General features: G+C 70.2%; 14 protein-coding genes. 9 read left to right on the plus strand and 5 right to left on the minus strand.

Annotation, left to right across the window (positions count from 1 at the left end; all coding sequences use genetic code 11):
* Window positions 1–380: 380 nt before the first annotated feature.
* On the minus strand, window positions 381–1535 hold the full coding sequence (locus JT362_RS15870) for an MFS transporter (RefSeq protein ID WP_260191970.1): 1155 nt from the start codon (window positions 1533–1535) through the stop codon (window positions 381–383).
* 70 nt (window positions 1536–1605) lie between these two features.
* On the opposite strand from JT362_RS15870, the gene JT362_RS15875 reads away from it, so the two are divergent.
* From JT362_RS15875 to JT362_RS15910, 8 genes are all read left to right on the plus strand, one after another.
* Entirely contained in the window at window positions 1606–2538 is a 933-nt protein-coding gene (locus JT362_RS15875; RefSeq protein WP_260191971.1) for a LysR family transcriptional regulator, read from the plus strand.
* Window positions 2539–3425: 887 nt separating this feature from the next.
* Complete coding sequence (locus JT362_RS15880; protein ID WP_260191972.1) at window positions 3426–4085, plus strand: arsenate reductase/protein-tyrosine-phosphatase family protein; 660 nt, start codon at window positions 3426–3428, stop codon at window positions 4083–4085.
* Window positions 4086–4261: 176 nt separating this feature from the next.
* Window positions 4262–5101, plus strand: a complete 840-nt coding sequence (locus JT362_RS15885) for a GAF and ANTAR domain-containing protein (protein WP_260191973.1) — start codon at window positions 4262–4264, stop codon at window positions 5099–5101.
* Window positions 5098–5802 carry a sigma-70 family RNA polymerase sigma factor gene (locus tag JT362_RS15890; protein WP_260191974.1) on the plus strand — a complete coding sequence of 235 codons (705 nt, stop codon included), beginning with the start codon at window positions 5098–5100 and terminating at the stop codon, window positions 5800–5802. Before JT362_RS15885 ends, JT362_RS15890 begins: the two co-directional genes overlap by 4 nt.
* A gap of 31 nt (window positions 5803–5833) precedes the next feature.
* Window positions 5834–6268 (plus strand): hypothetical protein, encoded by a 435-nt coding sequence (locus tag JT362_RS15895; RefSeq protein WP_260191975.1) that lies wholly within the window; start codon window positions 5834–5836, stop codon window positions 6266–6268.
* Window positions 6269–6543: 275 nt separating this feature from the next.
* Window positions 6544–6903 carry a choice-of-anchor A family protein gene (locus JT362_RS15900; protein WP_375546509.1) on the plus strand — a complete coding sequence of 120 codons (360 nt, stop codon included), beginning with the start codon at window positions 6544–6546 and terminating at the stop codon, window positions 6901–6903.
* Window positions 6900–7073, plus strand: a complete 174-nt coding sequence (locus JT362_RS15905) for a hypothetical protein (protein WP_260191977.1) — start codon at window positions 6900–6902, stop codon at window positions 7071–7073. The genes JT362_RS15900 and JT362_RS15905 overlap by 4 nt, the downstream gene beginning before the upstream one ends.
* Before the next feature lie 694 nt (window positions 7074–7767).
* Window positions 7768–10293, plus strand: coding sequence for a winged helix-turn-helix domain-containing protein (locus tag JT362_RS15910; protein ID WP_260191978.1), 2526 nt, complete (start codon window positions 7768–7770; stop codon window positions 10291–10293).
* Between the two features lie 40 nt (window positions 10294–10333).
* Here the strand turns inward: JT362_RS15910 and JT362_RS15915 are convergent, their stop codons facing one another.
* Both JT362_RS15915 and JT362_RS15920 read right to left on the minus strand, forming a co-directional pair.
* On the minus strand, window positions 10334–10669 hold the full coding sequence (locus JT362_RS15915; protein ID WP_260191979.1) for a hypothetical protein: 336 nt from the start codon (window positions 10667–10669) through the stop codon (window positions 10334–10336).
* Between the two features lie 710 nt (window positions 10670–11379).
* On the minus strand, window positions 11380–11790 hold the full coding sequence (locus JT362_RS15920) for a hypothetical protein (protein WP_260191980.1): 411 nt from the start codon (window positions 11788–11790) through the stop codon (window positions 11380–11382).
* A gap of 477 nt (window positions 11791–12267) precedes the next feature.
* On the opposite strand from JT362_RS15920, the gene JT362_RS15925 reads away from it, so the two are divergent.
* Window positions 12268–13593 (plus strand): choice-of-anchor A family protein, encoded by a 1326-nt coding sequence (locus JT362_RS15925; protein ID WP_260191981.1) that lies wholly within the window; start codon window positions 12268–12270, stop codon window positions 13591–13593.
* 360 nt (window positions 13594–13953) lie between these two features.
* Here JT362_RS15925 and JT362_RS15930 read toward each other — a convergent pair whose 3' ends face one another.
* Together JT362_RS15930 and JT362_RS15935 are read right to left on the minus strand one after the other, a co-directional pair.
* Window positions 13954–14145 (minus strand): hypothetical protein, encoded by a 192-nt coding sequence (locus JT362_RS15930; protein WP_260191982.1) that lies wholly within the window; start codon window positions 14143–14145, stop codon window positions 13954–13956.
* Window positions 14142–14753, minus strand: coding sequence for an RNA polymerase sigma factor (locus tag JT362_RS15935; RefSeq protein ID WP_260191983.1), 612 nt, complete (start codon window positions 14751–14753; stop codon window positions 14142–14144). The genes JT362_RS15930 and JT362_RS15935 overlap by 4 nt, the downstream gene beginning before the upstream one ends.
* Between the last annotated feature and the right edge of the window lie 21 nt (window positions 14754–14774).

Genomic DNA, 14774 nt, shown 5'->3' on the forward strand with positions numbered 1-14774 from the left:
CGGAGAGCTGGACATCGTCGTCGCCAGCGAGATCGGGTGGCCAGGCTCGGCAGGCTGTCCCGCCTACCGCTCGCTGGCAGCGATGCCTGCGACGCCGCCAAGGCCCCGCCCTCGCCTGATCGAACCGATCCGCCTGGTCGCCGACCTGCTCCGGGGCACTCGAAGGGGCTGCGCGTCCACGACGACGGCGTCGATGACTCAGTCCGCTCTTTCCGCTTCGCCGAGACGATTGCGAACTGCCGCGCCCCCAGCGGCGAGCACCAGCACGTCGTCCCCTCGCTCTTGCGAACACAGGGCATCGACGCCGACCGATCGTCGACGACGTCAGCGGACGCGCCACCCAGCGCGGCCCTGCCGCGCGGAGACGATCCGCTGAGGCCTCATCGCGGACCGCCGTCTGGTTTCTCGGTGGTACGCAGCGCCGGCCGGGCCAGGCAGGCGCTGGTGAGTGCCACGGCGACCAGTACGGTCAGTGCGGTGGACAGGCTTGTCGTCGTGGCGACGGCGCCTACGACGGGTGGACCGGTGAACGAGCCGAGGTAGCCGACGGTGCTGACCGCCGCGATCGCGGCGGCGGGTGGGCGTTGGGTCGCCGCGGCGGACGCGCCGAGGACGGCGGGGGCGATGGTGGCCAGCCCGAGGCCGAACACACCCCACCCGGCGAGGCTCCCCGCGGGGTTCGGTGCGCTGATCGCCAGCGCGCAGCCCGCGGCAGTGGTGAGCCCCGCCACGAGCACGGTGTGTTCCCGCCCCAGCCGGGCGATCACGCGGTCGCCGCCCAGGCGCCCGATTGTCAGCGCCACCGCGAAGACGGTGAACGCCGCCGCCGCGGTGGCCGGTGTGGCGTCGTAGGCGGTGCGCACGTGCAGGGCGCTCCAGCTGCTCGCCGCGCCGTCGAGCAGGAACGCGCAGAACGCGAGCAGGCCGAGGAGCAGCAGTCGCCGGTCGGGCCGGGCGAACGCGGTACCGCGACCACCTGTCCGCTCCGCGACGAACCACGTCGGCACGACCACCCCGAGCACCGTGCCGACCACCGCGACGACGGCGAAGTGGGTGCCGACGGACACCCCGCCTGCGGCGGCGACCGTGCCCGTCAGACCACCTGTGAGCAGGCCGGCGCTGTGCCCGGCGTGGAGGCTCGACAACACCGGTCTGCCGTAGCGCCGCTCCAGCTCCAGTCCCTGCACGTTCACGGCCACGTCCACGACGCTGTTGGCGGCCGCGGTCACGGCGAGTGCGCCGGCGAGCAGCGGCAGGTTCTGCGCGACGGCGGCGGCAAGCAGCGCACCCGGGTACACGGCGAGGCCGATCCGAGTGGCACCGGCGCTGCCGAGGCGGGAGACCATCAGCCCGCCCAGCGGCAGCCCGCTCACCGCACCCAGCTCGAGCCCCGTGACCGCGAGGCCGACCTCCGCAGTTGACAACCCTAGCCGCTCCTGGACGGCCGGCAGCCGGGTCGCCCAGCCGGCCATGACAGCGCCGGTGAGCAGGAAGACGACGGTGGTGGCCGCACGGGCGCGACGGGGCAGGGACACGCCGTCCGGCTACCGCCTACCATCTATGCCAAATCATTGGGATAGCGCATCGACGGCCGAAGGTTTTGTCATGCTTGACGTCGACAAGCTCGCCACGCTCCGCGCCGTCATCACGCACGGCTCGTTCACGGCGGCGGCGCAGGCATTGCTCCTCACCCAGCCGGCGGTGTCCCGCCAGGTCGCGCTGCTCGAACGGCAGGCCGGCACCCAACTCGTGCACCGCTCCCGCGCGGGGGTCCGTCCCACCGAGGCGGGACGACTGCTGGCCGAGCACACCGACGCCGTGCTCGGACGGCTCGCGCTCGCCGAGGCGCAGCTGGCAGAACTCGCCGGGCTGCGCAGGGGCCACGTCCGGCTCGGGTCGTTCCTCACCGCGCTCGTGCATCTGTCCGCGGAGGTGGCGACGCTGCTGGAAGCGCGGCACCCCGAGCTGTTCCGCACCGAGCACGCGGTGATCCGCGACGAGCTGGTGGACCGCGGCGCCGCGTTCTCGCGGCTAGCCGCGGGTGAGCTGGACGTCGCCATCGTGTTCGAGCACGAGTTCGAACCGGCCCCGCCACCGGAGGACATCGAGGTCGTCGACCTGTTCACCGATCCGCCGCGGCTACTGCTTCCCGCCGCCCATGCACTGGCCGACACCCCGACGATCGCGCTGCGCGACCTCGCCCACGACACCTGGGTCCGCGCGCACCACGGCTCCGCAGCGCGGCTCGTCGACCACGTCCTCCACACCGCGGACCTGCGGCCACCGATCATGCTGGCCGGACACGGGGACGAGCCCGTCGAGACACAGGCGTTCATCGCCGCGGGTCGCGGCGTCACCATCGCCCACGACCTGAACGTGCTTATCCACCCGCGACAGATCGTCGCCGTCGCCGTCGCCGACCACGTGCCGACGCGACGGGTCCAGGCCGCCGTCCTGCGCGACCAGCACGCACCACTACCCCGCGCCGTGCTGGCCGTCCTCGAGGAACTGGGCGCCCGGCGAGCGCGGGCGGGCTGAGGACCAGGCCCCCGCCCTTTCAGAAGCTCGTCGGCGCTGATGTCGGCCAGAGCGGAGTGCGGATCGCGTTCGATCGCGGCGTCGCCGATGGAGAGCACACCCACCGGCCGGTCGAACACCACCACACCGTTTCAGCAGACCACGCACCGTCGAAGGATGACGACGCATCTCTCGGGCCAGCACCTTCACCGCCTGCCCCGACCGGCACCGCCGCCACACCTCATCCACCTCCACCGGCGACAACGCAATCCTCACCACAACCACCACATCCATTGAGACCGTCACCCGAACCGGATGAACGGTGGTGTTCGACGGCGGCGCAAAAGGAGTGTTCCTGGCGTTCCGCGCCGCGCTGATGTGCCGCCGCGATTGCGACACACTGCATCACCTGGGCGGCGCTCCCCTGGCGCCCTACACCGCAGCCTGGTCGCCAACTGGCTGGCGGTCGTCGGGGGATCAGGCCCGCCCGTGCGGGGACGACCGCGTCCGGCACCGCGTGTTCTCGGTATCCACCCGAACCCGCGGATGACGCACTTGTTCACCCGAACTGGATGAAGCCCCGAACCCGTTGCCCGCGCCACGATGATCGGGCGGCGCAGGTCGACGGCAGCCGCGCCGCGGGGGAGGCCCTCCTCCGGGACCCCGGGGAGGAGGATGACCGGCGACCGTCCGTGCCCCCAATCATGACGGTTGCCGGTCGTCCGCCCACGGTGCGGCACTCGCTCGCGACGCGGCTACGAAAAGTGATCGGCCTACCAGTTGCCACCCTCGTTCCGGTGATCGTCGTGGTGTTGGCGATCGTCGGCGCCTCGGGTGTGTATGGTGGCCGCTGTCCGGCCTGGTCCCAGCCATTCGTCTGAGGTGGATGACACGGCCGGAGGCTCAGCATGTACCTGTGTGCGACCGCCACACCGCGGTTCCACATCCCTTTCGGGATTCTCTTCGTCAGCACTCACAACACCTTCCGATCCGCGCTCGCGGAGATCCTCACCAGAAGGCTGCTCGACGACCGGCTCGGGCTCGCCGCCGCCAGCTTCGGGGTGTCGAGTGCCGGCGTCCGTGCGGTCCCCGGCGCCCCCCTGAACCCCAACCTCCACACAGCGCTCGCCGAGAACGACATCGGTGCCGCCGCCCGTGCGTTCAGGGCGCGCCCGCTCGGGGTGGGTCCGATCGCCGAGGCGGACCTCGTCCTCACCATGGGACGGGAGAGCCATCACGCGGTGGTCGAGCTGGCACCCCGGATGCGGGCGAAAACGTTCTACCTGCTGGGGTTCGGTCGGCTGCTCGCCCGGCCGGTCCGGGGTCCGCTGCCGATCGACCCGGTGCGGCGTGCACGCACCGCCGTGCGGATGGCTGGTCGGCGACGCGGAGCCGGTTCGGAGATCCCGCCAGGACCGGACGAGCTACCGGATCCGGTGGACCAAACGGTCGCCACGCAGCGGTACGTCGCCGAGCAGATCACCACCTTCGTCCACCGGTTGGTGGTGTTCCTGACCGCGACGGTCGGGGTGGAGCCGCAGCGGATGCGGCACGAGCCCGTCGACTGACCACCACGGACGACGAACCTGACGCAGAAGCCGAACATCTCTCCGCGATGCATCCCGGACCCCGAAGCTGTCGAGGAGCCTGCTGACGAACGGGAGTACATCCAGCGATGGCAGAACATTCACGAGCCTCCCATGCCGCACCACCGCGGCGCGGTTCACCCTCACCAGGTGAACGTGTGGTGCCGCTGTTCCAGCACAACCCACCAGGCGCTAGACATGCTTCACGGCACGAGGACAGAGGGCGAACCAATGTGGAGGGTAACATCGTGCGTTGCAAGGAGCTCGTGGCGGCCATCCTCGAGTTGTCCAATGTGGACACGGAATCACTGGATGAGGAGCTGTACCTGAACGCGCTGGTGCGGCATTCGGTCATCCTGCTCCGAGCCGACGATGCCGGCGTCCTCATAGCCGACGAGGACGGGCGGTTGTCCGCGGTGGCGGCGACGTCGGAGAACGCGCTGGTGCCGATGTTGATGCAGTTGCGCGGCGAGGATGGGCCGAGCATCGAGTCCTATCGGCGCCGGGAGCCGAGGAGCCTGCCCGACCTGCACGCCGGCGACCGTTGGAAGGCCTTCGGTAACGCGTCCCGCAAGGCGGGGTTCTCCGCGGTCCACGCGATCCCGCTGTCGCTGCGCGACGACACCCTCGGCACGCTCACGCTCTACCGCCGCCGGACCGGGCCGATCGAAGCGGGCGACGCCCTCCTGGGCGCGGCGCTCACCGGGCTGGCGACCCTGCACCTGCAGGCAGGACGGGCCCTCGCACGCTCGACGTCGCTGAACGGTCAGCTCAAGACCGCGTTGCAGACCCGAATCGTTATCGAGCAGGCGAAGGGGATCCTGGCCGAGCGACTCGAACTCGACATGGAGGGCGCCTTCGAGGCGATGCGTGCGTACGCCCGCTACCAGCGTCGTCGGCTCGACGACGTCGCCCGCGAGGTCATCTGCAACTCCCCGACCGTGGCCCGGATCGTCAACCACTCCGCCGAGCCGACCGCGCGGGGAGGTCGCAGATGACCTCCGTCGACAGGGCGAGGCTCATTCACGAGCACATTCCCCTTGTGCACCAGCAGGTTCAGGTCTTCATCGAGCATGTGTCCCGCGACGTCGACCGCGAGGAGCTCACCTCCGCGGGTCTGCTCGCGCTGGTGAGCACGGCCAGGTCCTTCGAGCCGTGGCGTGGTGTTCCGTTCCCCCGGTACGCCGGGGCCAGGCTCTACGGCGCGCTGGTCGACGAGCTTCGGTCACTGGACGGGCCGAACCCGGCCGCGCGGCGCCAGGTCCGCCGGATGAGGTCGGCCAGGGCACGGCTGACCACCATGCTCGGCCGCAAACCCACCTCGGTCGAGCTGTCTGTCTTCGTCGGCATATCGGTGCCCACGATGGCCACCGTGACGTGGGAGGTGTACCGCACCACCGTCGTACACCTCCAGGAGCTGGTGCCGGGCACCCTCGAGAACCTGCTGTGGGACGAGATGCCGGGACCCGAGGAGTTCGTAGTGCTCGAGGAGCAGGTGGCCCATCTGCGCGCCGCGATCACCGCGTTGCCGCCACGGCTGCGCCTGGTCGTGGTCGAGCACTTCATCCGCGACAGGTCGATGACCTCCATCGCCCGTGACCTCGCCGTGACGAGGTCACGGGTCTCCCAGCTGTGCGCGAAGGCAGTCGGCCGGTTGCGGGACAGCCTCGCCCGGCTCATCGAGGAGCCGAGGAACTGACACCGGTGCCCACCCCACGAAAGGCGGTCCCATGTTCGACCACCACTACTGCCCGGACGTGGTCGCCATGCGCACCGCGTTGGAGACGCTCTCGACCGCGGTGGACGACGACCTGATCGCCCGCCAGCTCACTCACCTGAGCGTGCTGCTCCAGCGACACCCCCCGAAGTCATCGGACCGGCTCGACGTGACCTCCCGGTGGCTCGTCGCCAAGCTGGAGGCCCTGCGGGACCTGGTGATGGCCCGGCGGTCACCCCGGCTCGTCCACGTGGTGAACGACCTGGCTCACGAGCTGCTGCTCGCCCTCGACGACAACACACGGCGGTGGCACCCGCAGCCACCGCCGTGCTCCATCTCCGGCGACCTTGACATGGATGCCACCACGCCGGGGCTCGCCATCACCATCCCCGGCGTCGGCCCCTCGGATCGGGCCCTGGAGCGCGGACCGCGGCACGCGCGAAGGTGAGTTGACAGTCCTCGGCCGAACGGATGGGCCGTGACCGCGACCCCCAGAAGTCGATCCGGTGAATACGAAAAAGGGGCCGCTCGCGGCCATCTGCGGACTTCGTGATGGCCACCCCTTCCAAGTAGCGAAACAAACAGGAAAGTTGTCGAACCAGATATGGGCTAGCCTCGTACGCGGCCGGTCGATGCGCACGCCAGAATCCGGTTGACACACTCGCCGGTACCAGGTCGAAAACCGCCGTCCCGGCGAGGACACACCGCGCCAAACGTGGACCGCTGGGTCCCCCTGCGGCCCGTCTGCTGTGGAACTTCCCCGACGCCGAGACCGTGACCCTCACCGGCGGCGCCCAGTTCCAGGGCAGCATCCTGACCGGCAACCCCGACAGCATGACGACCGTGACCATGCCCGGCATCGCCGGTCGGTTCCTCACCGCCGGCTCGCTCACCCAGACCTCGCCGCCCGGGGGTGGGGCCAGGAGTTCCACGCCCACCCCTTCGAGGGCGACCTCCCTGCCTGCGGGACCGAGCCACCGACGACCACCACCACGACCACGACCACGACCAGCGAACCGTCCACGGGCGGCGAGACGCCAACCGAGCCCACGGGCACGGAGCCGAGCCCTCCCTCCTGCGTGACCACAGCCGACGACGACGAGGAGGAGTGCGCGGTCGGCACCGGCGACAGCGAGACCTGGCTGCCGAGCACCGGCGTCGGGGCCGGCCCGCTGGTCGGGCTCGGCGCCCTGCTACTCGCCAGTGGCACCCTGCTCGCCGTGCTCGCCCGCCGGCATGCCAAACGTCCATGACGAAAGGGCCTCCGCTTGCCCGCCCAGTGCGGTGGCCAAGGACGTTCACCGTGTCTCGCGACGGCCCAGACACCCTGGCGGGCATTCCGAACAGGGCGCCAGGTGGCGGTGACGTTTGCCGCACCGCCACGCGGGTCGTCGCGCGGGCCGGTGGGCGTTGTGCCCGCAGGCGCGCTGGGCGAAGACCTTCGCGGGCCCGCATGGCCGCGGTCCCGCCCTCCCCGGACCGGCTCGGGCGGCGGTTCCATCCCGTACGGGACGACCTGGCTCCGGCGACGTCGCGACCTGGCACCCGGCCGCGGCACGGTGGACGGCGGGTACGCACGGGTGAGGACGTCCAGCGCACGAAACGGAGGCAGCGGCCGGCGGCCGCGAAAATGATGGGGCACTCGCGGCCACCGGCCGGCTTCACGAATCCGCCCGCCGGTTTCCCGGATCGTGAAGCACAGCAGGAACATTGTCAGGCCGCAAACCCGCGCGCCTCATCCGGGGCGGGTGAATGCGCACCGGTGTGCCTTCACTCATTTGGGTTCCCACCACTTATCCGGGCCGACCGTGTCCTAACCTCGGAGAGCGTGGTCGGGAATGCTGGGGATAGACATCAAGCGCCAGTACCGGGTTGGAAAACCTCCGTGCCGCCGTTGCCGGCCGGCCGGGTGGAAAGATCCCGTCTCACTGACGTGCTCAAGCAAACATGTCCGGCGAGGAGGAAACCCGTTGGCCGAGGGTGGTGTTGGTGTGCGCGCCGCCGGGGTTCGGTAAGACGACGCTGTTGGCCGCGGCCGTGCGCCGGTGCCGCCGCGAGGGCTTCGCGACGGCGTGGGTGAACGTCGACGAGCACGACAACGACCCGTTCGTGTTGTGGTCGGCCGTTCTCACCGCTCTGGAGAGCGCGGGCGTCCTCGACGGCGCACAACCGGAGCCCTGCCCGCCGGAACCCGGTGAGGAGGAGCGCTTCGTCACCGCGTTGCGCGAGGCGATCGACCGTCAGCGACGCGAGGTGTGGTTGGTTCTCGACGACGTCCAACGGCTGCACGAGGACGACGTCCTGAACGGGCTGGAGCTGTTGCTGGCCAACCTGCCCAAGCGCCTCCACGTCGTCATCAGCACCCGTGTCGCCGAGCCCGTACCACTGCGCCGGCTGCGCCTCGCCGGCATTCTCCGGGAGGTGCGGGCAATCGAGCTCTGCTTCACCGAGGCCGAGACGGCTGCCCTGCTACGCGGCCACGGTGTGACGCTGACGCAGCCCGACCTCGCCCGCCTGATGGTGCGCACTGACGGCTGGCCCGCCATCGTTCGGTTGGCCGCGATGGCTCTGGCCGCGTCGGACGACTACATCGCGACCATCGACTCGTTCGTCGAAACCGACCGCGCGGTGGCGGACTACCTCGTGGGCGAGGTGCTCTCGAAGCTCCCCGCCGACGTTCAGGAGTTTCTGTTCCGCACGAGCGTCTGCGAGTGCGTCACCGTCGAGCTCGCCGTCGAGCTGACCGGACGGGACGACGCGGGCGCACTGCTGGAACGGCTCGAGCGCGGCAACACGCTGGTGTCCAGGTGCTCGCCGCACAGCGAATGGTTTCGGTACCACTCGCTGCTGCTGGGCTACCTGCGCATGGCCCTGCGGTCCCGTTCACTGGCGACCGTGACCCAGCTGCACCGCGTCGCCGCGGACTGGTTCGTGAGGCAGGGCGACGCGCTCGCCGCGCTGCCGCACGCGATCGGCGTCGGCGACCACGACCTGATGGCGGACCTCGTCGTCCAGTACGGGCCCGCGGTCGTCCTCGGTGGCCAGACGCGGACCCTGCGTCGGCTGAGCAGGAAGCTGCCGCGGGCGGTGGTGGAACGACCAGTCGTGCGCGCCATGCTCGCGATCGCCGAGCTGTCGACCGGCGACCGCTACCTGGCCGAGGAACGGCTCGCCAAGCTGTCCGCGGGCTTTCGGGACACCGACGACCCGGTGGTCCGCGACCTCTCGCTGGTGGCGCTGACGCAGCACGCGCGGTTGACCGGCCGGCTGTCTCCGCGGGTGGAAGAACTGGACGCCCGCCTCGACCACATCGAGGACACGGACCTGCGCATGCTCGCACTCATCAACCGCGGCACGGTGCTGTTCTGGCTCGGCCACCTCCAGCGTGCCCAGGGCGACCTGGAACGCGCGTTGGACCTGGCGAGGGAACGGGGCTACAGCCACGCGGGCGCGCACTGCCTGAGCCACCTGTCGGCGGTCGCCGGCGCCGCGAACGACATCGACACCATGGCGCGGGTGGCGAACGAGGCCATCGGGTTCGCCCACGAGCACGGCGTGGGCGCCAACCCCAGCACGAGCATCGCCCACGCCGCGGCCGCGTGGGCGGCCTACCAGTCGCTCGACGACGAGACCGCCCGCGCGGAGGCACGGACGGCCGCCGCACTCGCCCCGGCGAGCGGTGACCGGACCGTCGAGCTGTGCGCGCGGTCCGTGGCGGCTATCGCCGCTTCGACCGAGCACGCGTACGACGCCCTGCTGCGGCTGCGCGAGATCTGGGGCGCGCTGGGCCGCAGCGAGCGGCTCCAGACGTCCATGGTGGCCATCGTCGGCGTCACCGAGCAGAAGCTGGCATTGCGGCTCAGCAGGTCGGACTGGGCCGCCGAGGTCCCCCACCGGGCGTCGATGTGGATTGCCGGCAGCGGCGAGCTCCTGTTCATGCGCGCCCGCGTGCACGCCTACCACGGCCACACCACGACCGCGCGAGCCCAGCTGGACAAGATCACGTGCGGACTGGCCCGCTGCGTGGCGAGCAACACCGAGATCGAGGCCCACGTGCTGGTCGCGTCGCTGGCCGAACGGGCCGGCGACGAGCAGACCGCGCGCACCCAGCTGCTCGCCGGCCTGGAGAAGGCCGAGCCTGGCCACGTCCTGCGCCCGTTCGTCGACACCGGACGTGACCTGCGGGCGCTCCTGGCTCGCCAGGTGGGCCGACTCGGCCAGCTCGACACGTTCGCCGCCGAGGTCCTGGAGGCGATGCCCGCCACACCCCAGGGGACTGGTGCGGAGCTCAGCCCCCGCGAGGCGCGGCTGCTGCTCGAACTACCGTCGCTGAGCACGACCGAGGAGATCGCCAGCACCATGTACGTCTCGGTGAACACGGTGAAGACGCACCTGCGCAGCATCTACCGCAAGCTCGGGGTCTCGAACCGGCGGGAGGCCGTATTCGTTGCGCGGCAGCAAGGTCTGCTCTGAGCGCGCGGAGGCCACCCACCCGGGGTGTGGCATCCGCCTGTCAGGACGCGTTGTCGACCACGGCCGCGCAGGTGTCGCACGGGGTGGGGCGGGCCTGGTCGGCCTCGTCCGTCCGGAGCTTGCCGACGAGCAACTCGTGTGGCGTGAACCGGCGTGTGGCGGCTTGCGCGTGTGACTCCCAGTCCTCGGCCTGGTGTTCGAAGGCCTCGACGGCCGTGCAGACGGCGGCCGCCAGCCACCACGGCAGTTCGTTGTCCTTCCCGAGGGCCCGCCACGCGTTCGCCACGTCACGGGTAACGGCGACGAAGTCCTCGTTCGGTTCGCCGTACTTCTGGTAGGCGTCCTCCCAGGCGGTCACCAGATCCGAGATAGTCACGCCGTCCCCGTCCTTTCCGTAAGGCATGCCGTGCACGTTCCTGAAAGCGCGGACATCAAGTCAGCATCTTTCCGACGGGGTCGAACCGTGTCGTCCTCCGTTGCGGGTGAGCTCACGGCGTCCCTTCCGAGGAGGCAAGCACTTCGACATCGTCGGGGTCAGTCACGAGAAGAACCCCTTCGCCGGACTCGAACCGACGTCAAGCCGAACGGCTGGATCTAGTACGAGGGCAAACAACGACTCGGCGTCCACCGCGACCTCGTAGGCGAGATGACGGCGGCCGCGAACGCAGGCTGGTGCGACAGCCAGGAGCCCGGATTCCTTCGTCCCGTGCCCTCCTTCTGTCCGTGAATGCGGCAGCGCCTTGGTCCGCTCGGTGAACGGGTGGCCGGTCTCCGTGGTCGGCGACACGTGCTTGGTGTCGAGGCGGAGCGGCCGGGTCAGTCGCGGGAGAACTGGCGGATGATGAGGTCCCCGGAGATTCGGCAGATGCGTTGGGCGACGTCGGTGCCGCGCGGATAGTGGTCGGCCGGACAACGCCAGCCACAGTGACCGCCACGGACCGATGCGGCGCGGGATGCCGACTGTGCCACCGGAATGAGTCCATCTGTACCCGGGCAACCGGAACGCCGGGCCGGGCCGCGACCCGACCGGCGAAAGCCGCCAGCTCGAACCTCACGGCCGTAGGCGTTGCGCCGTTCCGACCGGTTCTACGTCAATCGCAGCAGGTTTCCTTCCCGGTGCAGGAGGACGGGTGGGTGGGCCGCCGAGAGCGGACGTCGCCCGCGACGGCTCTGCCATCGACGGAACTCGGAGCCACCGAGGAGCGTGGAGTAGGCGAACGACTCGAGTTCGAGCGCCGCCGGCACGTCCAGCCCGACACCCGCGCGGAGAACGTGCGCCAGCACGATCGCGGCCTGCGGCCACTCCTCCGCGATGTCCCGCAACGCGGCCGCGTCGGCGACCGGGTCGTCACACGCGACGAACTCCCGGGTGGGTAGGGCATATCCCGCGGGACCAGCGTGAGGTCGAGCATCGGTAACATCCACACGGCGCACCACGGTCCAGGTGCGTACGCGGTCGCCTCGGGCGAACCGGTGACCGCAGCGAATGTCGAGCATGTGTCGGGCATACGCCCAGCCGAGATCGAGCCCGACGCCGGGTGGATCGCATTCACGTTCCTCCCTGGAGGCGGGGGCGAGGTGGCCTCTTCGACTTCCGCTACGACCGAGACCGCGCGTTCGAACTCCTATGCCGGGACAGACAGCCAGCTTCCACGGCACGTTCGGAACGCGTGCTTCCCGGGGCGAAGTTCGCCGAGGCGTTCTGACTCCTGCCGCGTCGGCAAGATCGTGCTCGGCCTGGCCCTGCCGCAGCCGCTACGGCGGACAGTTCCCGGGCTGATCGACTCACCGCCGAGCACGAGGACGAGGAGCGGAACCCATGGCACTTCGGCCGGAGGGCCGACGTCTTTCGTTGCCCGGACCGGCGAGAGGTCGTGTCACCGTTCGACCAATAGGCCATTCGGCCTATTCTGTTACTCCAAGGAGGGTGTATATCCACAGCGGGAGGAAGTTGTGCGAATTGGTTGTAGGAGTTTGGTCAGACGCGCTCTGGTCCCGGCCGCGGCCGTCCTACTGGTCGCGGTGGCCTTCGGGTCGACCGCGGTGGCCGACCCGTTGCCCGGCGGGCTCGGGCCGTGCGTGCCCGGCGACTGCCCGGACCCGTTCCCACCGGTGAACAACGGCCCCTTCGCCGGGCGGGACAACGGGATCAACGTGTTCGTCGGGAGCGACATGCTCGTGCGCGGAGGGGCGGCCGAGGCGGAAGGGCGCGTCGTCGTGCTGGGGTCGTTCGACCTGGCGAAGGACGCCGGCGGATCGGCGCTCTACAACGTCGGTGTCGCGGGGGTCGGCTCGCGAGTGCCACCGCCGGACGGGGCGGACTTCCTCACCGCCGGCGGCGACATCACCGTCGCTCCCGGACAACGGCTGGACGCGGTGGGCGACTCCGGGGGCGGCGTCGTCCGGCACGCGGGCACCGCTACCGGGGAGATCGTCGGGACCGCGATCCAGGACACCGGCGCGGCCACGCCCTACCTGTCGTTGCGTGACGAACTGACGAGCGCGAGCGACTGCTACGCCCGGGTTGACGGCGAACCGCGGGAACCGACCGGCACCGCGACCAACCTGGGCGCCGAGACGGTCTTCACGGGTGACGGCGCCTCGGAACTCCAGGTGTTCAACGTCGACTTCGACCTCGCCACGCCAGCCGGGGGCACGCAGGGCATCGTCTTCGAGAACATCCCCGAGGGCGCCACCGTGCTGGTCAACCTGACCGGCCCCGAGCGCACCATCAACACCTATGCCGGCAGCTTCGACGACACCAACCCGTTCAACCAGCTCCGCGACCGTCTCCTGTGGAACTTCCCGGACGCGTCGACCGTGACCCTCACCGGGGGCGCCCAATTCCAGGGCACCACCCTGGTCGGCGACCAGGACAGCACCGCCACGGTCACCATGCCCGGCATCGCCGGGCGGTTTTACACCACCGGCTCCCTGATCCACACCTCACCCGCGTCGGGCGGCGGAGGCCAGGAGTTCCACGCGTACCCGTTCAACGGCGACCTCCCCGACTGTGAAGGCGAAGAACCCCCGCCCACCACGACGACCACGACCGAGCCGACGACCACGACCGAGTCGACGACCACCACCACGTCGGACGGCACGAGCCCGTCGGAACCGACCTCGACGGTGTGCCCCACGACCGACCCGTCATGTGCCGAAGGTTCCGGCGGCGGCTCCGACCCGACTCTGCCGACGACCGGCTTTGACGCAACCGCCCTCACCGGCATCGGCGCTCTGCTGCTGCTCGTCGGCACGCTGCTCGTGATGCTCAACCGCCGACGGACACGGAAAACCTGATCCTCCAAGAGGCGGCCGCAGACCCGCCCGTGTTCCAGGTCGAGCCGCTCGCCACCGGGGCGGGCGGCCGACCGGAACTCCGCCCAGTCCTCCACCTGGTGCTCGAACGCCTCCGCGGCCGAGAACACCGCGGCCCGCAACCACCACGGCAGCCGGGTGCTCTCCGCGAGCGAACGCCAGGCCTTCGCCACCTCCTGGGAGGAGGCCACGATGTCCTGGCCCTGTGCTTCGCCCCAGGCGCGGTAGGCTCTCCCACGCCTTCGCCAGTTCTGGGGAACGCATAACCGTCCTTTCATTCTTGGTACACAAGCGTTTCGCTTCATCCCGAGGGCGAGGCCAGGGGCCCCGCCGCCGGGCAGGTCAGCTCCGCGCGCCCAGCCCTGTGACGGTACCGGCCGAACGAGCGGTGGCGTGCAGCTCGTCGTTGGCTTCGGCCAGCATGGTGGCGATGGTGTCGCAGTCCGGACAGGACGCGAGGTGGCTCACGATCAGCCGTGTTCGCCGCACCGACGAGCTGCCGCGGGCCCACATCCCGAGCTGTCGGCGGATCACCAGACATCCGATGGCGCAGGCGTACGGGACCTGAGCCTGCAGGTACGCCTGCCGAAGTCCCTCCCGTGCCCGCATGGCCAGAGCAGCCACCCCGTTCGGGAGATACCGAGCCGCGGCGCCAGCTCCGCCGGTGACCTGCTCTCCACCTCCGTGTGCCAGAGCACCATGCGCCACCGGGACGGAAGCGTGCGGAACGCCGACCGGATCTGCCGGATCTCCCACTGACGGAGCGCCTTCTCGTCGATCGCGGCCTCACCGTCTCGAAATGACACCATCATCTGCGGGTGCGCGCCGTACAAGTCGACCCGACTCCGACGACGCAGGAGCCCGATGCCCAGATGGCGCACCGTCGTCATCAGATAGGGACCGAGATTCCGGCGCGGACCGGCGCCATTGCGAATCGCGACCAGTATCAGCGTGAACGCCTCCACGACCAGGTCCTGCTCGTCCGCGGGCTGCCAAGTCCACTTTCGGGCGACTACACGTGCGGATGCGACATAGCGGCTGAACAGCACGCCATATGCGTCGCGGTCTCCCGCCCGAACGGCGTCGAGCAACAATGCGTCCGGGAGGCCGTCGACGGCAGTCGACGGCGGTGGACGGGTCATCTGGTTCTCGCTCCGTGATGG

The sequence above is a fragment of the Actinophytocola gossypii genome (assembly GCF_025165815.1).
Classification (GTDB): domain Bacteria; phylum Actinomycetota; class Actinomycetes; order Mycobacteriales; family Pseudonocardiaceae; genus Actinophytocola; species Actinophytocola gossypii.

What these genes read in the sequence shown, in the direction of transcription:
- JT362_RS15895 (WP_260191975.1), top strand. Translation starts at nt 5,834, where the DNA reads ATGTTCGACCACCACTACTGCCCGGACGTGGTCGCCATGCGCACCGCG.
- JT362_RS15935 (WP_260191983.1), bottom strand. Translation starts at nt 14,753, where the DNA reads ATGACCCGTCCACCGCCGTCGACTGCCGTCGACGGCCTCCCGGACGCA.
- JT362_RS15875 (WP_260191971.1), top strand. Translation starts at nt 1,606, where the DNA reads ATGCTTGACGTCGACAAGCTCGCCACGCTCCGCGCCGTCATCACGCAC.
- JT362_RS15910 (WP_260191978.1), top strand. Translation starts at nt 7,768, where the DNA reads ATGTCCGGCGAGGAGGAAACCCGTTGGCCGAGGGTGGTGTTGGTGTGC.
- JT362_RS15880 (WP_260191972.1), top strand. Translation starts at nt 3,426, where the DNA reads ATGTACCTGTGTGCGACCGCCACACCGCGGTTCCACATCCCTTTCGGG.
- JT362_RS15920 (WP_260191980.1), bottom strand. Translation starts at nt 11,790, where the DNA reads ATGCTCGACATTCGCTGCGGTCACCGGTTCGCCCGAGGCGACCGCGTA.
- JT362_RS15890 (WP_260191974.1), top strand. Translation starts at nt 5,098, where the DNA reads ATGACCTCCGTCGACAGGGCGAGGCTCATTCACGAGCACATTCCCCTT.